General features: G+C 51.0%; 19 protein-coding genes. 9 read left to right on the top strand and 10 right to left on the bottom strand.

Annotated elements, in window-relative coordinates:
• Nucleotides 1-138 precede the first annotated feature (138 nt).
• Complete coding sequence (locus tag ACUVQO_RS17735; RefSeq protein WP_445927167.1) at nt 139-2,130, top strand: DUF4912 domain-containing protein; 1,992 nt, start codon at nt 139-141, stop codon at nt 2,128-2,130.
• Between the two features lie 170 nt (nt 2,131-2,300).
• A complete protein-coding gene (locus ACUVQO_RS17730; RefSeq protein WP_445927166.1) occupies nt 2,301-2,465 on the top strand; it encodes a metallothionein in 165 nt (54 codons plus the stop codon).
• Nucleotides 2,466-2,508: 43 nt separating this feature from the next.
• Here the strand turns inward: ACUVQO_RS17730 and hemL are convergent, their stop codons facing one another.
• Nucleotides 2,509-3,807: a glutamate-1-semialdehyde 2,1-aminomutase gene (gene hemL / locus ACUVQO_RS17725; RefSeq protein ID WP_445927165.1), complete on the bottom strand. Its 1,299-nt coding sequence runs from the start codon at nt 3,805-3,807 to the stop codon at nt 2,509-2,511.
• Nucleotides 3,808-3,874: 67 nt separating this feature from the next.
• On the opposite strand from hemL, the gene ACUVQO_RS17720 reads away from it, so the two are divergent.
• Nucleotides 3,875-4,066, top strand: coding sequence for a hypothetical protein (locus tag ACUVQO_RS17720; RefSeq protein WP_445927164.1), 192 nt, complete (start codon nt 3,875-3,877; stop codon nt 4,064-4,066).
• Between the two features lie 44 nt (nt 4,067-4,110).
• On the opposite strand, the gene ACUVQO_RS17715 is transcribed toward ACUVQO_RS17720, so the two are convergent.
• Complete coding sequence (locus ACUVQO_RS17715; protein WP_445927163.1) at nt 4,111-4,524, bottom strand: hypothetical protein; 414 nt, start codon at nt 4,522-4,524, stop codon at nt 4,111-4,113.
• A gap of 214 nt (nt 4,525-4,738) precedes the next feature.
• Here ACUVQO_RS17715 and ACUVQO_RS17710 point away from each other — a divergent pair, with 214 nt between their 5' ends.
• From ACUVQO_RS17710 to ACUVQO_RS17700, 3 genes are all read left to right on the top strand, one after another.
• Nucleotides 4,739-5,044, top strand: a complete 306-nt coding sequence (locus ACUVQO_RS17710) for an RNA recognition motif domain-containing protein (protein ID WP_445927162.1) — start codon at nt 4,739-4,741, stop codon at nt 5,042-5,044.
• 194 nt (nt 5,045-5,238) lie between these two features.
• A complete protein-coding gene (rpsU, locus tag ACUVQO_RS17705; RefSeq protein ID WP_445927161.1) occupies nt 5,239-5,436 on the top strand; it encodes a 30S ribosomal protein S21 in 198 nt (65 codons plus the stop codon).
• A gap of 53 nt (nt 5,437-5,489) precedes the next feature.
• Nucleotides 5,490-6,053, top strand: a complete 564-nt coding sequence (locus tag ACUVQO_RS17700) for a hypothetical protein (RefSeq protein ID WP_445927160.1) — start codon at nt 5,490-5,492, stop codon at nt 6,051-6,053.
• An 11-nt stretch (nt 6,054-6,064) separates the two neighbouring features.
• On the opposite strand, the gene ACUVQO_RS17695 is transcribed toward ACUVQO_RS17700, so the two are convergent.
• The 7 genes from ACUVQO_RS17695 to ACUVQO_RS17665 all read right to left on the bottom strand — a co-directional run bounded on the left by ACUVQO_RS17695 (nt 6,065) and on the right by ACUVQO_RS17665 (nt 13,394).
• Nucleotides 6,065-7,381, bottom strand: a complete 1,317-nt coding sequence (locus tag ACUVQO_RS17695; RefSeq protein WP_445927159.1) for a cytosine deaminase — start codon at nt 7,379-7,381, stop codon at nt 6,065-6,067.
• Nucleotides 7,382-7,385: 4 nt separating this feature from the next.
• The gene (locus ACUVQO_RS17690) at nt 7,386-8,015 is read right to left on the bottom strand and encodes a ribonuclease H-like domain-containing protein (protein ID WP_445927158.1); all 630 of its coding nucleotides are present in this window, start codon (nt 8,013-8,015) and stop codon (nt 7,386-7,388) included.
• A gap of 264 nt (nt 8,016-8,279) precedes the next feature.
• Nucleotides 8,280-9,362, bottom strand: coding sequence for a glycosyltransferase family 4 protein (locus ACUVQO_RS17685; protein ID WP_445927157.1), 1,083 nt, complete (start codon nt 9,360-9,362; stop codon nt 8,280-8,282).
• Nucleotides 9,340-10,206 (bottom strand): glycosyltransferase family 2 protein, encoded by an 867-nt coding sequence (locus ACUVQO_RS17680; RefSeq protein ID WP_445927156.1) that lies wholly within the window; start codon nt 10,204-10,206, stop codon nt 9,340-9,342. The genes ACUVQO_RS17685 and ACUVQO_RS17680 overlap by 23 nt, the downstream gene beginning before the upstream one ends.
• Nucleotides 10,207-10,266: 60 nt before the next feature.
• Nucleotides 10,267-11,316 (bottom strand): histidinol-phosphate transaminase, encoded by a 1,050-nt coding sequence (gene hisC, locus ACUVQO_RS17675; RefSeq protein ID WP_445927155.1) that lies wholly within the window; start codon nt 11,314-11,316, stop codon nt 10,267-10,269.
• A 44-nt stretch (nt 11,317-11,360) separates the two neighbouring features.
• Nucleotides 11,361-11,717 (bottom strand): hypothetical protein, encoded by a 357-nt coding sequence (locus tag ACUVQO_RS17670; protein ID WP_445927154.1) that lies wholly within the window; start codon nt 11,715-11,717, stop codon nt 11,361-11,363.
• Between the two features lie 90 nt (nt 11,718-11,807).
• Nucleotides 11,808-13,394, bottom strand: coding sequence for a bifunctional aminoglycoside phosphotransferase/ATP-binding protein (locus ACUVQO_RS17665; protein WP_445927153.1), 1,587 nt, complete (start codon nt 13,392-13,394; stop codon nt 11,808-11,810).
• 389 nt (nt 13,395-13,783) lie between these two features.
• Here ACUVQO_RS17665 and ACUVQO_RS17660 point away from each other — a divergent pair, with 389 nt between their 5' ends.
• Nucleotides 13,784-14,293 carry a hypothetical protein gene (locus ACUVQO_RS17660; protein ID WP_445927152.1) on the top strand — a complete coding sequence of 170 codons (510 nt, stop codon included), beginning with the start codon at nt 13,784-13,786 and terminating at the stop codon, nt 14,291-14,293.
• Here ACUVQO_RS17660 and ACUVQO_RS17655 read toward each other — a convergent pair.
• Nucleotides 14,290-15,693 (bottom strand): hypothetical protein, encoded by a 1,404-nt coding sequence (locus ACUVQO_RS17655; protein ID WP_445927151.1) that lies wholly within the window; start codon nt 15,691-15,693, stop codon nt 14,290-14,292. The two genes, ACUVQO_RS17660 and ACUVQO_RS17655, sit on opposite strands and share 4 nt — an antisense overlap.
• Before the next feature lie 178 nt (nt 15,694-15,871).
• Here ACUVQO_RS17655 and ACUVQO_RS17650 point away from each other — a divergent pair, with 178 nt between their 5' ends.
• Nucleotides 15,872-16,606 carry a DUF2459 domain-containing protein gene (locus ACUVQO_RS17650; RefSeq protein ID WP_445927150.1) on the top strand — a complete coding sequence of 245 codons (735 nt, stop codon included), beginning with the start codon at nt 15,872-15,874 and terminating at the stop codon, nt 16,604-16,606.
• Between the two features lie 157 nt (nt 16,607-16,763).
• Nucleotides 16,764-18,119: an acetyl-CoA carboxylase biotin carboxylase subunit gene (accC, locus tag ACUVQO_RS17645; RefSeq protein WP_445927149.1), complete on the top strand. Its 1,356-nt coding sequence runs from the start codon at nt 16,764-16,766 to the stop codon at nt 18,117-18,119.
• Nucleotides 18,120-18,219 lie beyond the last annotated feature (100 nt).

Below are 18,219 nucleotides of genomic sequence, written 5' to 3'. Positions count from 1 at the left end.
ATCTTGGGAAGCCCGCACCGTATGCGTAGCATTGGTGTCGGGAGGATGTCACGAAAACTCCATTCATCCCAATTCCAAAGAACACTGAGTCATAGGTTTTTTCCGATCGAAACTTTCTACTTCGTCAGGGAGATGGATATGACCACTCGATCCAAGAACTATGTGCCGCTACTTCCCCTGGCTGTGCTGCTTGCCTTTGCCACTGCTCCAAAGCCCCAGATTGCAGGCTTAACGCTTCAACCCGCCGCTGCACAGTCAACTCCTTCAGCCGCTTTTCCGCTTCCTACCAGCGTGCCCCAGGGAACCAAGGTAGTTGTGGATAGCTCCAGCACTATGCAGAAGATTAGTGAGGCACTGAAGCAAAGCTTTGAGGAGCAGTACCCCGGCACCAGTGTTACGGTAACTCCTGCCAGTTCTGATGAAGCGGTTGCTGCAGTTGCTGCGGGGAAGGCCGATCTGGCCGCGATCGGTCGTCCGCTGACGGAAGCCGAAAAAGCTCAGGGTCTGGTAGCGGTGCCTGTCTCTCGTAATAAAATTGCCATGATTGTTGGGCCAGAGAGTCCCTTTAAGGGCAGTTTGACCGTTGACCAGTTTGCCCAGATTTTTAGGGGCGAAGTCACCAACTGGTCTCAAGTAGGTGGCCCATCGGCTCCGGTACGTCTGGTTGATCGCCCTGCGACCAGTGACACCCAACAGGCGTTTCAAAATTATCCCGTATTTCAGAAGGCTCCTTTCAAAACTGGGTCAACCGCCGTGCAAGTGGAAGACAGCACAGAAGCGGTGATTGCCAAACTGGGTCAGGATGGGCTGGGCTACGCGATCGCAGAACAGGTTGTGGAACAGCCCGATGTGCGAATTGTACCGATGTATAATACACCGCCCACGGATCCCAAATATCCCTTTTCGCAATCTCTGTATTACATCTACAAGGGGCCAACCCCCAGTACAGGTGCGAAAGCTTTCCTGGGACTTGCAGTCACTCCAGCCAATCAACGAATAATTGAAGCGGCCCGAACAGCAACCTCTCCTGCCGCCACCAGTCCTACCGCAGAAGCTACAGCTTCTCCCCAGGCTCCGGCAACCACACCCGAAAAGATGGCACCTAATCCCTGGTGGTGGTTGCTGGTACCCATCATTGGGATTCCCCTGGCGGCATGGCTGTTCAGACGCAATCAGGCGGCTCTTGTGGCAACTCCTGTGAGCGATCGCAACCGGATTATTCTCACTCCTCGTAATTGTCGGGATGCTTATGCCTACTGGGAACTGCCGGATGCCAAAACGGTTGAAGCCAGAAATCTGGCCTTGCGGCTTTACGACGTGACAGGAATTGATCTGGATCGGCAGCAGCCCCACAGCATGAAGCAATTTGATTGTCCACCTGGAGAACAGGATATGCACCTGCCGATCGCCTTGGACGATCGGGATTATCTCGTAGAAATTGGTTATCCCACAGAAGATGGAGGTTGGACAAAACTGGCTCGCTCGACCCATGTGCGGGTTCCCAAGTGTAGCCCAATCGAAACTGTGGCTGCCGCAGGTAATACTGGAATGGGTGCAGCCAGTATTGGCACGGCCGCTGCTGCCGCCGCTGCAACTCTGGCAGGCGCAGGGGTAGTTGATAAAACCATGCCTGCCAACCCCCCTGCAACTCCAGTAAGCGCAGATGCGGTGGGTAAGACGGTTACTTCTGGCGATCGCACGCCTGGGATTCCGACAACTCCGATTACCTCCACACCTGTTGTTCAACCCATTGGGGAAGAGCAGGAAACCAGTCGGATTATTCTAGTACCCCGTGATGCTGCTCATGGTTATGCCTATTGGGAGGTGCCGGAAGCGGCAAAAGCGGCGGCTCGGCAGCAGGGCGGCGAACAGTTGAAACTGCGGATTTATGATGTCACTGACATGCATCCAGGTACACAGGAACCTCACAGCATGGCCGAGTTCGATTGTTTGGAATCAGATTGCGATCGCCATGTCTTCATGGGTGATCCCACCGCCAGCAACTCTACCGGACGGGATTATGTGGCAGAACTGGGCTACTCCACTCCAGAGGGAAACTGGTTAAGACTGGCGCGATCAGACTCCGCTCACTTTAGCACCTCTCAGGACGAGTCGATTTTGCCAGGTTAATCAGCTAAATCAATTATTTTCTGGGCGTTGCAACCTGTCGCCCATGACCAATCACCGATAAGCGATGATAGCCCCATCTACCGACCCACTGCCCCCCGAAGAAATTGTTAATCCTGGCGGTTCAGTTCAGGCCAGAAGCTACGCTGAAGAGATGTTAATGAGGTGATTCCATGACGACTGCCACTCAAGTCAAATGCGCCTGCGAAAGCTGTCACTGCATGGTTACTCCCGGTGCAGGTGCGATTGAGAAAGACGGTAAGTATTACTGCACCGAAGCCTGTGCTGAAGGTCATCCTAATGGGCGTGGCTGCGGTCATCCCGGTTGTGAATGTTAACGGCAGGTAGAGACGTTTCGGCGAAACGTCTCTATGGTCTTAATTACAGGCTCGACAAAACGATACGGGCGACTTCCAGGGTGCGATCGATATCCGCGTCTGTATGAGCGAGGGAGGTAAAGCCTGCCTCAAATTGGGAGGGAGCCAGGTAAATTCCTTGCTCCAGCATTCCCCGGTGGAAGCGGCTGAACTTGGTTAGATCCGATTTTTTGGCATCTTCGTAGTTATGGACTGGCCCTTCGGTAAAGAACAGGCCGAACATACCACTGATCTGCCCTCCGCAAGCCGCATGACCTGTTTCTTGAGCCACCTGCAGCAAACCATCGGATAACCGTTTGGTAATGCGATCGAGATAGTCATAAGTGCCTGGCTGATGGAGCAGCTCCAGGGTTTTGATGCCTGCGGTCATTGCCAGAGGGTTCCCAGACAGGGTTCCCGCCTGATACATGGGGCCAGCCGGAGCCACCATTTCCATAATGTCTCGCCGTCCACCATAAGCACCTACGGGCAAGCCTCCACCGATCACCTTACCGAGTGTGGTCAGGTCGGGAGTAATGCCAAACTTCTCCTGAGCACCACCATAAGCAATGCGAAAGCCTGTCATGACTTCATCAAACACCAGCAGAGCATTGTTTTCGCGGGTTAGTTCTCGCAGGCCAGCCAGGAATCCGGCATCGGGAGGAATAAAGCCAGCATTCCCTACCACAGGTTCCAGAATCACCCCGGCAATTTCGCCCGGATTTTCATGGAATAAGGCTTTGACCGCTTCCAGGTTGTTGAAGGGAGCCGTCAGGGTGTTGCTTGTGGTTGATTTGGGTACACCAGGAGAATCCGGTAGCCCCAACGTTGCCACACCGGATCCAGCTTTCACCAGGAACATATCGGCATGGCCGTGATAGCAGCCTTCAAACTTGATGATTTTGTCCCGTCCGGTGAAAGCTCGCATTAAGCGCAGGACAGACATACAGGCTTCCGTACCGGAGTTGACGAAGCGCACCATTTCCACGCTGGGAACGGCATCAATCACCATTTCGGCCAGAACGTTTTCCTGGTAGGAGGGTGCGCCAAAACTGGTGCCCTTCTGAGCCGCTTCACAAATGGCCTGAATCACGTCCGGGTGAGCATGGCCACAAATGGCTGGCCCCCAGGTACCCACATAGTCAATGTACTGGTTGCCATCCACATCCCAGGCATAAGCTCCCTGCACCCGATCGAACACGATCGGGTGCCCACCCACCGACTTGAAAGCCCGCACAGGCGAACTCACACCACCCGGCATGAGTTTTTGGGCAGCCGCAAAAATTTCATCTGATTTGGTTGTCTTAAAGGGACTCGTAATCAATGTTGACTCCTTGAAGTTCTATCCATCCAACCTTCTATAAATTGTGGGGCTAAACAGGTTCATTTGAATGGGTTTTCAGTCTAAAGATACTCCCCCGCCAGATGCCAGGGAATTAGGATCAATTATCCCACTTGGGCTAGAGGGTATCAAAATGCCTTACCGGACGAATCGAGAACTTGCTGCCGCTATTCGCACTCGCCTTTCCGAAACCGCCCAAAATTTCTACCAGCTTGCTTTCAACTCTGCCCTGCAATGGTAGCGATCGATCGCATTTCCCAACCCTTAACTTTTAACTTTCACTTCTCAATTGTTCCGCTTGAGCAGATTCATCATCCTCGCGTGCATATAGGCAACATCAGGATCACGCTGGATCACTTGATAATAGCGTTCTTCAGGTTCTGTCCCCACTTCCAAGGGATTCAGGAGGGTATTGGCTTGCTCAATCAATTCATTGGCTTCATTTAAAGTTATGGATTCCTTAGAAGCGAGTGATTCATCAATTCTGACAATGAACTGGGAGATTGGCCGTAACCAGTTAAACCACTCATCTCCAACCACCAGTTGAAATAACTCTCCTTTCGTTCTAATTGGCCCGTTGACCCGCTCATAAGCTTCCTGTTCCGAGTCCAGGAGTGCTTTGTGTAGAGACAGCAGAGACGATCGAATCTCACGCAGATGATCGAGAGCAGACTTTAAAGATGGGTCTATAGAAGACATCGATCCAGATACGCTAAACACTCCTTTTATCTTGTCATATTCGCCAGGTGAACATATGACAAGATAAACTCTGCCTCAAGCACCAACCTGTTGATTGAAAGCATGTTACAATTGCCCCATAGGAATTATTTTCGGTTGTGTAATTCGTTTTTCTCTAGATAAGCGTTTCTCCGAATCTAACTCTCTACAGTTTTTAGATGCTTGGAGAAGCTCTATGTCTATCTATGTTGGTAATTTATCCTATAAGGTGACTCAAGAAGACCTGAAGGATACGTTTGAAGAATATGGCACGGTCAACCGGGTGCAAGTGCCTACCGATCGGGAAACAGGTCGGGCACGCGGATTTGCGTTTGTGGAGATGGGTTCAGAAGCCGAGGAAGCCGCCGCCATTGAAGCGCTAGATGGAGCGGAATGGATGGGACGCGATCTCAAGGTGAATAAGGCTAGACCCCGTGAGGACAGAAACCCTGCGGATAGGGGAAATTGGAGCAATAATCGCCACAGCGATCGTCGCTATTAATCCACATTACAAACCATCGATTGCTTAAAGTCTCCAGCAGAGTTAGACAACTGCTTTATTCTGCTGGAGCTTTTTATAGCACTGCTCACCTGGATAAAGTACCCTTGCTTCTCAGTCCTTCAACTGCAGAAGCCGTACTACCCTGGGTTGAGAACTTTATCGCCTTCCCCATTCGTTCTTAAGGAGTGTTCAGCGTGGCTCAAGTCATACTAGGCGAAAACGAAGGCATTGAATCTACATTACGGCGCTTCAGGCAACAGGTTTCCAAAGCAGGGATCTTTCAGGACATGCGGAAAAATCGGCATTTTGAAACGCCACCAGAAAAAGAGAAACGCAAAGCTTTGGCCAAACATAAACAACGCAAACGTCTGGCCCGTTACCGGAAGTCATAAACCACTTTGCATCAACTTATGTAGCTAAAAGAATAACGTTTAGGGGGAGAGGCATGACTCCAGAGATAAGTCGGACAATTGCTAAATTAAGGAGTGATTTTTATACATCCTTTGCCAAGGTGATGAAGGAGCCTGTCAAAATTAGTGGGAATCCCTACAACAGTTTGGCCTCCATTGCATCCTGGGTAGACAGCAACCAATGGCTCAATTACATTACTGTTTATGCCTATCTTGCTCCAGATGCTCTTGCTAGCGATCGGCCCTTTGTTCTCCGATTTTCGATCAACAAAGGAGCAGGAACAGTTGCCTTACCCCGACACGGTCAGGTGTGCCGGGGAGTCAATCGGCAATGGTCATTTGAACTAACCGTTTTACCTGAAGAACTGCTGGACTTTCTTCCCTGGATTGTGGATTTAGTGCAGGCTCAGACTCAGGGATTACATTCCTTTTCCCAGCGCCCTCCTCATCCCTTAAACCCTGCTTTTCTTGCCTCTCTTAAATCTGCACACTTTTGGACTCTGGCTGCGGAGCAATTAGTCAAGTCAATCAATCCGGCTGTCATTCCGGTTTCTTCGGGGCAATCGTCTAAGCTATCTTGCCGCCATCTGTTGAGTTAATACCAGTGGATTTATTTCATGCAACCATCGAGTTCAGCATAATCTGGAAGCGCCGTATCGATCGCTACCCCATTTCGCAAAACTGTGCGATCGTGCTGAGAACGGGACAGCAATTCACTGTACTGACGTGCCCTGAAGATCACTAAATCTGCTGGCAGACCGACTCCGATTCGTCCCACAGTTGGTAAGCCCATTAAGTCTGCAGGAGTGGCTGTAATCGCGTTACACCAGTCTCCATAGGGGCGATCCAGGTGCGCAATCTTGGCCGACATTGAGAAGACTTCCAGGGCATCGTGATCACCAAAGGCATAAAAGGGATCGCGGCAATTGTCCCCCGCAATCGCGACGGGCACTCCGGCCTGTTTCAGTTCGTGCAGTAGTGTCACCCCTCGCCAACGAGGAGTTTGGGCAGGCTGCCGATCTTGCAAGTACAAATTGCACATGGGCAAACTGACAATGCCGATTTTGGCTCGTTTTACCAGGGCGATCGTTTTGGCGGCTTCCTCGGGGGGTTGCACAGCCAAACTGCAACAATGACCACAAACAATCTGCCCCTGGAACCGATGCCGGATGGCTGCCTCTGCAACATAACGCAAACAGATTGAGTCCGGATTGCCTGTTTCATCGACGTGCAAATCCAGATTGAGTTTGCGTTCCTTGGCCAGGGAAAAGACGCGATCGATTTGCGCTTCCAGGTCTGGATTCATGTAAGCTACCCCGCCCAGAATGCCGCTCACTTCGGTCATACGATCGGCTAACTTTTCCCCCAGCGGTGTAAGAAATTCTTCCAGGGAAACTAGACAAACGGCTTGTAAAATCAGGCGATCGTGCCACTGCTGCTGGAGTTCCTGAAATACCTCCAGGCTAACATCTGCCAGGGAGCCACCGGAATCAACATGAGTTCGAATGGCTTTGGTTCCGTGAGCATAGCTGCACTTCAGCCCAAATTCCATCCGTTTGTATACATCTTCCGCTGTCCAATATTGTTCCGAGTCCTGCTGTACCTGCTGCAAGGCACTATCAAAGGTGCCATCAGGATTCGGCGATCGCTCCCAGATGTGCCCTTTATCGAGATGAGTATGCATATCGACAAAACAGGGAAATACCATGCCTCTTCGCAGGTCGATTGAGGGGGCAGTGTAGGAACTCAGAACTCCCGCTGTAGCAATACTGGCGATCGCACCATTGGCAATCTCAATATCCACCAGCAGCAATTCCTGAGCCACTGGAGCCGCCCAATTCCGACTCCGACCCTGTTTACTTCTGACAAGGAGTGATTCTGGAACCTGGGCATTTCTCAGCCAGTAATGACCTGAAGTAGGAATCATAGAATTAATGCTCGAAAATTCCCTGATACTGCATTAAGTCCAAATTGACGATCGTCGGCAGGCACTGGAAACAATCCTGGGCCAGTTTCCACCGCTCCTCCCGTTGCAACATCCTCACCAGCTTTTCACGAGCGGGAATTAGATAACGTACATCGTTGGAGGCATATTGCAGTTGTTCGTCAGAGAGGTTAGCGGCATTTCCCCAATCTGAGCTTTGGGCGCTTTTATCCAACTCCACGCCTTCCAGTTCCATCACCAGATCTTTGAGTCCGTGTTTAGGAGAATAAGTACGGGCTAACTTGCTGGCGATTTTGGTACAGAAAATAGGATTTACCTGAATTCCCAGGTGATACTTCAAGGTCGCTAGATCGAACCGAGCAAAGTGAAAAATTTTCAGAACATCGGATGCTTCCATTAACTGTTTCAGATAGGGAGCCTCCGTCTGTCCCCGCTCAATTCGCACCACGCTCACCTGATCCTGGGGGTCACAAATTTGTACCAGACACAGCCGATCGCGCTGAGGCAGCAGCCCCATTGTCTCAGTATCAACGGCGATCGCCTCTGCTTGTAGATAACTGGATAGTTGCGCCTCAGTCAGGTCGCGATCGAAAATTTGGAAGGAATTAGCAGTCATTTACGGAGTTATCATTGGTCACTGGTCATTCATTATCGCTGTTTACTTCACTTCCTTGACGCTTTGATGTCAATCAAAGCTTGTAAGCACCCTAGCGACTGAAGTCACGGCTATCCGGAGAAAAACTGCCAACACAGGTTACTGAACACCTTGATTTTATTGAGTCTGCGTCGGCAGGCTTGGTGAGTGTAGTCGCGGTTTTAACCGCCGGATACTTTTCAAACGCCATCTAAAGTAGAGTTTGAAGGCTCCGACTTCATTTAATTAAATCCCAACTCCGTATTCTTGAAGAACCTCGATCGTTTTCTGGCCAGTTTTGGCCCAACTAAACTGACTGGCTCTGGCCAAACCCGCCTGTCGCAAGTGCGATCGCAATCTGGAATCATTGATTACTTGCTGCATAGCCTGGGCGATCGCCGTTTCATTGTAGGGATCTATCAGCAGGGCAGCGTCTCCGGTCACTTCCGGTAAGGCAGACAAGTTGGAGGTAATGACAGGTGTACCACAGGCCATCGCCTCCAAGACGGGCAGACCAAATCCTTCCCAGAGACTGGGCATCACCAGGGCGATCGCCTGATTCAGGATGACGGGCAATTCGGAGTAGGGGACATAGCTGAGGAATTTCACCTGGTTTGTTAAACCCAGTTCCTCAATGTGTTCGGTCAATGCCTCTGTATACCGTTCATCCCGCGGGCCTGCGAACCAAAGCTCGTAGTCTGACTGTTGGGGCAAGGAGGCGAAGGCAGAGATCAGGCGGTGCAGGTTTTTGTAGGGATCATTGCGGCCCAGGTAGAGGAAATAATTGCGGGTGGGCAAATTCAGCCAGCGGAAATTGGCCGCATCATGGGCCAGCAGAATGGGAGTAATTTTGCGGGCGGGGATGCCGAAAAAATTCACAATGTCCTGAGCGGTGGCGCTGGAATTGCAGAGGATGTGTTCCGCCTGCTTGAGAACCTGCGGCATATAGTACTTCTGGTAAGACCACAGAGGTGTGAATTTCTTAAAGAAACGCAGGGGAATCAAATCGTGAACCGTGATGACGAAACGGCAATTAGAGAACAGCGGAGCTTCGGGAACGGGAGAAAATAACAGGCGCGATCGCACCTGACGATACAACGCGGGGAGTTGGAACTGAGTCCACAGTAAGCGGGAAAAGTGTCCTTGGCGCCCCTGTTCGTGGGTCATAGCGGGAGGAACAGAATAGCAGGTGAATCCTTCTCGTGGTTCGGCAATGAATAGGGTGGGATCCAGACTTTGCAAATAGGGCAACAAATTAATCGCGTAGGTTGCTAATCCCGTCGGTTTGACAGGCAAAAAGGCCAGATTAATGGAGATTGGATTGTCCAAAACCGCTCACTCGTTTCCCATAACGCACCACACCCTTGATTATAGCGATCGCCGTTTCTGGTTCTGTCATACTGACCCGCAAGGCGCGACCCAGGATGCGGCCCAGTCGATAGCCCAAAACCCAGAGTGATGTGTGCCGTTCTAGCGCCAGCAGATAACTGTAGGTGCTGTGTTGAACTTTCAAAGCGGGATGGCGGCTGGTGACGGATGAAGGAGAGTGAATTATTTGGATATGTGGTGTCACTCCTAACCGATGACCTTGTTGAGCGTAGCGCCGACAGAAATCAAAATCTTCATAGTACAGGAAGAACTCTTGATCAAAGTAGGGGCAGATGGGAAAGTTACGGAGATTTAGCAGTAAACTGCATCCGGTTACCCAAGAGGTTTCCTGGTAAGCTGCGGCAGTCAGAGGACGATCGTCCGTTTGAGTCACAATCCGGCCTGTCACGGGATTGAACTCACCTCCTGCAAACCAGATGGCTCCAGTGGATTCGAGAATGACAGTTCCCAGGATGGAAAGCTCTGGATGGTTCAAGCAGAATTGAGTGGCCGTTTGCAGCATTCCCTGGGGGAGGAGAGCATCAGGATTGATCAACCAGACGATCGCTCCCGGATCTCGCTCATATACCCATTGCAAGGCCAGATTGCACCCACCCCCAAATCCCAAATTTTGTCCTGCCTCCAGGATCTGTACGCGATCGTCTGCCAGAGTCTGCACCGCCTGATCTTCTGGGGAATTATTCACAATCAGGACGTGATACTCGCTGGCAGCAAGCTGAACAGAAGCCAACAAACGAACAATCAGATCACTGGATTGGTAATTAACCGTAATCAAATAAATCACTGCTACACCCCTCTCCGGAGGATGCGTTAGGGCTAACGTAACGCGTCAATTCCTATTTTTCTACAGGAGATGAACTAGTGCCTCGATCAGCGTTTGATTTTGCTCCTCAGTGCCAACCGTAATCCGCAGTTTATCCTCCAATCCGGGCTGCTTAAAGTAACGGACTAAAATCCCCCGTTCTTTCAGAGCCAGATATAGTTCTTCTGCATTACCCTGAGGAGGTTGAGCCAGCAGGAAATTGGTTTGGGATTCCTGTACCTGAAACCCCAGTTGCTTTAAATCGACCATCAGCCTGGCACGGGACGCTTTCACTCGATCAGCACACTCATTCTTATACGCCTGATCTCGCATGGCGGCGGCTCCAACTGCACACGCAATCGCATCAATGTTGTAGCTATCTTTGACCTTAAATAAACCGCTGAGTAAGGTCGGTTGGGCGATCGCAAAACCTAACCGCAGCCCTGCCAGAGAATACCCTTTGGATAAGGTACGGGTAATGATGATGTTATCAAACTCTAGTACTAACGGCAATGCAGTTTCATCAGCAAAGTCTACATAGGCTTCATCTACCACCAGCACTCCTGATAATTGAGCCGCTAATTGACGCAACTCCGCGATCGGAACGGTTTGACAGGACGGACTATTGGGTGAGGCGACGAATGTCACGGCCCCAGCAGCGGCAACCAGTTCGGCGATCGGCAACTGATAGTCTGCTCCATAGGGAACTTCAATCACCTCTGCAGGCTGCATTTCGGCCAGGGTGTGATAGAGGACATAGGTGGGAGCCGGATAAACCACCTTGCGGCCTGGTTCAGTGCAGGAGCGAATGATCACACTCAGCAACTCATCACTACCGTTGCCCACAATCACCCAATCTAGGGGTATTTCTAAGACTTCACTGACGGCCTGCCGAAAGTCATTGGCAAAGGGATGGGGATAGCGCCGCAGCCATTCTGCATCAATCCGCTGCAGTACCTCCATCGCTTTCGGGGAGGGCGGATAGGGATTTTCGTTGGTGTTAAGCTTGATGATTTGCGTACCGGGTTTGGGCTGTTCTCCTGGAACATAACCCGTCATGGCGTTGATATTGGGACGGAAGTACTGACTCATGGACCGTGTGGAATGAAACTGAGACTCTATCATGCCATGCCTGCTCAACGTTTCCGGCGGAATACCGAACCGAATCCTGGCCAGAAGAATGTCCATTCACGACGAGCCTGGCGGGCTGACCGTACCCCAAACCCATAGCGCGGACGGCGAACAAAAGATGCCGCAGGCGGAGGAGCCTCTGGTTCCTGATTGCCTTCAAGCTTGGCTTCTTCTTCGTCCGTGAGAAAATCTTCTGAGGCATTCCACCAAGCGGCTGTAAAGCCTCCCGCCAAGCCTGCGATTGCCCCCAGGCAGATACTCAGGAATGTAGAGTAGCCCAGCAACTTAAAGCTAATCATAAAGAAGATCAGCAGTCGAGAGCCAGTATTAACGCCAGCAGAGGAATTTGGTTTAAGCGGCATATTGGGAGTTAGGAGTTAAGAGTTTTGCATTATGAATTAAACCGTCTTCTCACCCACTCTCCCATCATCTCATCCCACTCTTTGCTATCACTATCTATTCTGAAGCACGATTGCCAGTTGGGTATCTACAGCTTGAGTTGTGTCCAACGTCTGCACATAGGGAAATTCGCTGGCTGTAAAGGGTTCCAGGTACTGTTTGGGGAGCAGGTCTACAGTAGCATCTGAAACGTCGCCTTGTCGGTGTTGTAAGCGTTGCTGCCGAATCTCTAGCGGTGCATCGCAATGCAGGATGTGCAGGGAAAGGGGATGAGCGGGATGGTTGGCGTTGGCCTGGTCAATGGCCTCAATCACGGCTTGACGGAGTGCCTGACGATCGTACTTGGCATCCAGAATTACGGGGTAGCCTTGAGAGGCCAGCAGGATACCCAGTTGCAGCAGGCGATCGTAGGTTTTTTCAGTCATTTCCGGGGTATAAAGATCATCCCCTCCCGCTGTATCCAGGGGAATTCCAGCCAGGTGTTTGCGCACAGCATCAGAGCGCAGGTGAATGGCACTGATTTGACTGGCTAACCGACGGGCTACTGTACTTTTGCCGGAACCGGAGAGGCCAGCCATGAGATAAATCTGTCCTTGATGGGCTTCGCTGGCAGTTCCCAGGGGCGATCGCGTGTATTCCCAGGCTAAACGGTAATAACGACTAGCCGTGTCTTTGGCTTCCTGTTTGGCCGCCTCCGAGATCGAGGGATCATCCAGCAGGAAAGACAGAACTTTGGCCCGTACATAAGACTGACGACTGAGATAGAGGGGCAAAACCTGTAAGCCTTCCCAGTCTCCGGTTTGTTCCAGGTAGGCGTTCAGAAAGCGATTGCTGAGATCCGGACGATAGCGGGCATCCAGATCCATGATGATGTAGGCAATGTCGAACATCGTATCGACAAAGCGGAACATCTCATTGAACTCAATGCAGTCAAACAGCAGAATTTCATCCTGCCAGAGAGCAATGTTGCGAAGATGGACATCCCCGTGGCATTCCCGGATCTTATTTTGGGCCACTCGTTTAGCAAATAAGTCAGCGTGCTCGGTAAATAAGCGATCAGTATATTGTCGGGTTTCATTGAACTGTTGCTGGGTTTGTGGCCCGCCAATGTATTTTTGAGTCTGGTCATAGTTCTCGTCGATCGCCTGCCGAATTTGAGCGACCTCTCCAAACGTGCGAATGTAATCATTCGTAGCGCCTTTTTCGTGGAAGCGAGCTAATTCCCTGGCCAGTCGTTCCAGCAACTCCTCCGTTAATTGCCCCTGATCAAATAAATCACTGAATAAGCTACCTGCAGGAAACTGCTGCATCTGTACCGTATATTCCACAGGTGTTTCTGCCCCGTTCAGGTGAAAAGTCTCGCCACTCTGGGTAATGGGAAGGACTTGGAGATACAGATGGGCCGTTCCCCGCTGGTTCAGCCGCAGTTCCTCCCGACAAAAATGCTCCCGCTTCTCTAAAGTAGAAAAATCAAGAAACCCAAAATTGACAGGCTTTTTCACCTTGTAGGCATAGTCACCCGTGAGCAAAATGTACGACACATGGGTTTGAATTAGTTGGATGGGGTCAGTCACCGGATGGGGGTAAAAGTCCGGCTGCAGCATTTGTTGAATTAAGCTGGGGAGGGCAGTTTCTGTCATTTGTATCTGAAAATGTAATAAGCTGGCCACCACCGTAACATATCTGGTTGCTCAGGTCAGAATTTGATTACTCTGCTCCTGAACTGACAAGGTTGTAGTGGATTGACCTAACAAAAGCTACAAACCTAATATCACCCTGGCGACTGAAGTCGCGGCTATACCGAGAAAATCTGCCGACGTAGGTTACTGAACACCTAGACTGAATACCTGAATTGTATTGAGTCTGCGTCGGCAAACTGGGTGAGTGTAGTCGCGGTTTTAACCATCGGATACTCAGCCTTTGTCAGTCTACGGAGCTACAAAACTCAAATGTTTGTAACACAATCGTCACACGTAACTGTCACTATAAGAGTGTTGGCATCTTTTCATTGAGTTTGGAATACACATTGATGTCTGCTTCTAGGTTCTTTTCTAAGTCGGGGATGAAAGCGTCGCTATGGATGAGTGCGATCGCGGGTGGCCTGGTGGCTGCTTCGACGATGTTTGCAGCCATTCCATCTAGAGACTTGCATGGGATGCAACTGGACAAATTTAGTGGCACTGCATCGGAAGTGACGGAGGCAAACCCGGTAACGGACTCAGCTGCGACGATTGTATTAGCTTTAGGCGGTGGGGCGGCTCTGGGATGGGGGATTCATGCAGCAAGAAAGCATCAGAGGTTGCCACCGGCTACCCAATCTGGAACAGCGAAGCCATCTCTGGGTCAGTTACGAACCACCAGTTATCTGCATCAGGCGAATCGTTCCTTGCAGCGGAAACTGTTGCTGCTATTGCATGAAGATCAACAGGCGGCAGAACGTTTAATTCAGCAAGCCAGCTTCAGAAGTCCTGGCAAATCTCCTGACTGGTATCTGGAAAAGGTCATTTATGACTTGCAACGCGATCGCGGCAGCATTTAGAACTGGCCTCTTGCCTCATAAGTCTTAAGCAGCTTTTTGATGGTTTTTTGGTGTTCGCGAAAGAGAGTGGGTGGGCCAAATCCTGACCTGGATTTGATTACACGATCGCCAATAATCTCCTGCGATCGCTGGTTGATCGACTCTACTAACTCATCAACGGTCGTGAAATTATCTTCGGCAATCCGGTTCAAAATTCTCAGGGGATTACTTTCCAGGGCGGTCGCTCTTAAAATCTGCAACTCATAGTCCGACAACTGCGCCATAAGGTCAGTCCAGCGATCCGGTAATGCATCTGTTGTGTTTTCACCGTTGTTAGATGCAGAAGAACGGTGAAGAGCCGAATTGGCAGTTTTGGCGATCGAGGCAGAAGATTTACCATTTCCTGCCTTCGTCTCCTGGCTTTGAGTTGCAGATTTACTGGAACGCTGGGAGTCAGAGCCAGCCGCTTCAGCCTGGTTCACTTGATGTCGCAATGAGGATTTCTGGGCCTGCAATTGGGCAATCTCTTTTTCTAAAGATTCCTTTTCCTGGCAGCACTCTTTGATCTGATGCTCCAGAGTCTGCTTGTCTTGGCGGCGAGTCGTGACTTGGCTCTCCAGCTGACGCAGTTCCTCTTGCAGGGCTGTCACCTGTTCCTGGAGTTGTTTCAGTGCCTGCTGCAGAGGATTGGAACCTGCTTCTAGCTCCTGCTTTTTCGCTTCCACATAGGAAATGTACTGATCCAGTTCCCCTCGGCACCGTTCCAGTTCCTCCAATTCGGCCTGCAGCTGTTGAGCCGCAGCGGTCAGTTGTTGCTTCTGCTGCGTCAGGGTTTTAATCTCTTGGCCTAGATGATCCCGCACCTGGCGATGGTCTGTAACTTGAGTATTGAGTTGGCTGAGTTCCGCCTGCAGGTGCTTCAGGCTGGCAATAATCTTTTGCTTGGTGGCTGCGGCTTCTAGTAGAAACTGGTTCAGGTCATCCTCAGCAACCTCATAAGTGGACGGTGCGGATGGGTGGGGAGCCGCGATCGCAGCTTTAGATGCACTGGCAGACAAGTTCCAACTCAAAACTTTTTGCGACTGGGGCACTGTACCTGATAATTGATACTGGCGGAGTTGAGTCTGCATGGAGTTCAGGACCTGGGCTACTCGCTCTCGTTCAGCAGACATTTCTAGCATTGCCTGGTGTTCATTGGCCCGTTGTCGCTGTAACAGCCGAATTTGTTGCTTCAGGGCGATCGCTCTGGCATCCATGCCATGATTGCGATACCAGTTGACGGCTCCTGTAGTTACCAAAGCGGTGAGAGCCGCCATGGATCCAGCAATTAAGGCTCCTCCCATCGGTTGGGCCATCAGCAAACTAACACCAAAGCTCACGGCAAAGGCGAGGGATGCCAGAATCAACCAGGGGTTTAGCATAATCGAAGCAGGTGCCCTAATAGGTCAGGCTGTCAGCGTAGATTAATAGTACGTCCAAATTGGAAAAGCAAGTGGCTTCCGGTTCAGCAAACCCATACGCTGTGAAGTTGTTTTACATTGCTTGTTAGCTGCGTTGGTTGGGAAGTGAAGATTGGGGGTTAGGGATTGGGGATGGTGAATGCTGATGAAATGGGCTATGAGCAAAATCTGCCTTGGTCTGGTGGGTGGGGTTGTGGGGGGAGGAGCCTTGTTGGCGATCGCAGCCGTGACTCCCCGCAAGTGGTTTTTCTCTCAAACTGAACCTTGTGAGTTCACGATTTATCTGACCAGTGACGGCTTCCATACCAATTTCATCGTTCCTGTGGAGACGGCAGCCTATCGCTGGCAAGACCACCTCAACCTGGAAGCCGTAGGCAAGACTCCTGCCGCCTCTTACCGCTATCTTCAGTTTGGCTGGGGCGATCGTCGGTTTTACATGGAAACCCCTTCCTGGGATCAGGTCAATCCCACCGAGGCTCTGCGTGCCCTCTTCCATTGGCGCAACGATGCTGCCATTTTTGTCAAAGGTCACCCTCAAGTTCCCCATTACCCCAATGAGCAACTCAAATGTCTGCGGCTGGGGAAAACGGATTCTTTGGCTCTGATGAACTTTATTAACAGTACCTTTGAGGTGGGGGCAGATGGCCACAAACAACATCTTGGCAGTGGCCAGGATGGGGACAGTAGTTTTTACGCGGCGATCGGCTCCTACTCCATCCTGAAAACCTGCAACTCCTGGACAGCCGATGGACTGCGAGCGGCAAATGTTAATACCCCGCTCTGGGGCGGACTGGCTACCCCCATCATGCAGCAACTCAGAAATGGGTGCGAATGCAGTCCTACTGAACGCATAAACGCTTCTCAAGTGAGATGATGGAATAGGACTGATCCTTCCACCCTCTTCTCCTCCTTTCGTACCGATGGTTTGCCGAAGTATCGCTACCCCTGTCCTACACAAATTCCCCAGAAAATTACTTCCAGGGTGCTGCCAGAACCGTCTATCCTACTGATTACCGAATCAACTACCAGAAATGCAGTTTTCCAAGATACTAATTGCTAACCGGGGAGAAATTGCTTTGCGGATTCTCCGCACCTGTGAGGAACTAGGGATTGCGACGGTCGCTGTTCACTCTACGATCGATCGTCATTCCTTGCATGTGCAGTTGGCAGATGAAGCTGTATGCATTGGCGACCCGGCCAGCAGCAAAAGCTATCTCAACATTCCCAATATTATTGCAGCGGCGTTGACCCGGAATGCGACCGCCATCCATCCTGGCTATGGCTTTCTGGCAGAAAATGCTCGTTTTGCTGAAATCTGTGCCGATCACCAGATTGTCTTCATTGGGCCATCCCCAGAGGCGATTCGGGCGATGGGAGACAAATCTACGGCTAAGAAAACAATGGAGGCTGTAGGCGTGCCAACGGTTCCTGGCAGCCGGGGGTTGCTCCTAGATGAAGCAGAAGCGCGGGCGGTGGCTCGTAAAATTGGCTACCCAGTTCTGATCAAAGCCACAGCTGGTGGGGGTGGTCGAGGCATGCGTCTAGTGAAGGACGATAGCGAACTTGGTCCCTTATTTGCGGCGGCTCAGGGAGAAGCAGAAGCTGCCTTTGGCAATCCTGGCGTGTATATGGAAAAATTTGTCCAAAAACCGCGTCACATTGAATTTCAGGTGCTAGCCGATAGTTATGGGAACGTGATCCACCTGGGAGAACGGGAATGTTCCATTCAGCGTCGTCACCAAAAGTTGCTGGAAGAAGCCCCCAGTACGGCTCTTACCCCGGAATTACGCTATAAAATGGGACAGGCGGCAGTGCTGGCAGCCAAAGCAATTAATTACGAAGGAGCTGGTACGGTTGAGTTTTTGCTGGATCAATCGGGTGAGTTTTATTTCATGGAGATGAATACCCGAATCCAGGTGGAACATCCGGTGACAGAAATGATCACGGGACTGGATCTGATTGCCGAACAAATTCGCATCGCTCAGGGAGAACGGCTGAGTCTGTCGCAGGATGACGTGATGCTTCAGGGACACGCGATCGAATGTCGAATTAATGCGGAAGACCCAGAGCAAAATTTTCGTCCCCATCCTGGCCGGATCAGCGGCTATCTGCCTGCCAGCGGGCCAGGAGTACGAATGGATTCCCACGTCTATACTGACTATGAAATCCCGCCTTACTACGATTCACTAATTGGCAAACTGATTGTCTGGGGGCGCGATCGTCCCGCTGCCATTCGTCGGATGCGCCGCGCTTTACGGGAATGTGCCATCACGGGCTTACCAACAACAATTGGCTTCCACCAGCGCATCCTGGATACTCCGGAATTTCAGCAGGGAGACATCTACACTAACTTTGTAGAGCAGGTGATGATGGCTAAAAAAGAATGAACATGTAGTGGGCATCTGCGCAGGAGAAGGCAGGACTAATGGATGCATGAAGCTCAGACCACCTGCTGACGCGAGGTGGTGGTGTCAGTGCTAATCTGAG

This window comes from Leptodesmis sp. (assembly GCF_052746595.1).
The sequence above is the reverse complement of the archived record's forward strand: the minus strand, read 5'-3'. Positions and strand labels throughout refer to the sequence as shown.

Excerpts from the sequence above, each read along its gene's own strand:
- ACUVQO_RS17735 (WP_445927167.1), top strand. The coding sequence starts at position 139 with ATGACCACTCGATCCAAGAACTATGTGCCGCTACTTCCCCTGGCTGTG.
- ACUVQO_RS17730 (WP_445927166.1), top strand. The coding sequence starts at position 2,301 with ATGACGACTGCCACTCAAGTCAAATGCGCCTGCGAAAGCTGTCACTGC.
- ACUVQO_RS17720 (WP_445927164.1), top strand. The coding sequence starts at position 3,875 with ATGGGTTTTCAGTCTAAAGATACTCCCCCGCCAGATGCCAGGGAATTA.
- ACUVQO_RS17715 (WP_445927163.1), bottom strand. The coding sequence starts at position 4,524 with ATGTCTTCTATAGACCCATCTTTAAAGTCTGCTCTCGATCATCTGCGT.
- ACUVQO_RS17710 (WP_445927162.1), top strand. The coding sequence starts at position 4,739 with ATGTCTATCTATGTTGGTAATTTATCCTATAAGGTGACTCAAGAAGAC.
- ACUVQO_RS17700 (WP_445927160.1), top strand. The coding sequence starts at position 5,490 with ATGACTCCAGAGATAAGTCGGACAATTGCTAAATTAAGGAGTGATTTT.
- ACUVQO_RS17695 (WP_445927159.1), bottom strand. The coding sequence starts at position 7,381 with ATGATTCCTACTTCAGGTCATTACTGGCTGAGAAATGCCCAGGTTCCA.
- ACUVQO_RS17690 (WP_445927158.1), bottom strand. The coding sequence starts at position 8,015 with ATGACTGCTAATTCCTTCCAAATTTTCGATCGCGACCTGACTGAGGCG.
- hisC (WP_445927155.1), bottom strand. The coding sequence starts at position 11,316 with ATGAGTCAGTACTTCCGTCCCAATATCAACGCCATGACGGGTTATGTT.
- ACUVQO_RS17670 (WP_445927154.1), bottom strand. The coding sequence starts at position 11,717 with ATGCCGCTTAAACCAAATTCCTCTGCTGGCGTTAATACTGGCTCTCGA.
- ACUVQO_RS17665 (WP_445927153.1), bottom strand. The coding sequence starts at position 13,394 with ATGACAGAAACTGCCCTCCCCAGCTTAATTCAACAAATGCTGCAGCCG.
- ACUVQO_RS17660 (WP_445927152.1), top strand. The coding sequence starts at position 13,784 with ATGTCTGCTTCTAGGTTCTTTTCTAAGTCGGGGATGAAAGCGTCGCTA.
- ACUVQO_RS17655 (WP_445927151.1), bottom strand. The coding sequence starts at position 15,693 with ATGCTAAACCCCTGGTTGATTCTGGCATCCCTCGCCTTTGCCGTGAGC.
- ACUVQO_RS17650 (WP_445927150.1), top strand. The coding sequence starts at position 15,872 with ATGCTGATGAAATGGGCTATGAGCAAAATCTGCCTTGGTCTGGTGGGT.
- accC (WP_445927149.1), top strand. The coding sequence starts at position 16,764 with ATGCAGTTTTCCAAGATACTAATTGCTAACCGGGGAGAAATTGCTTTG.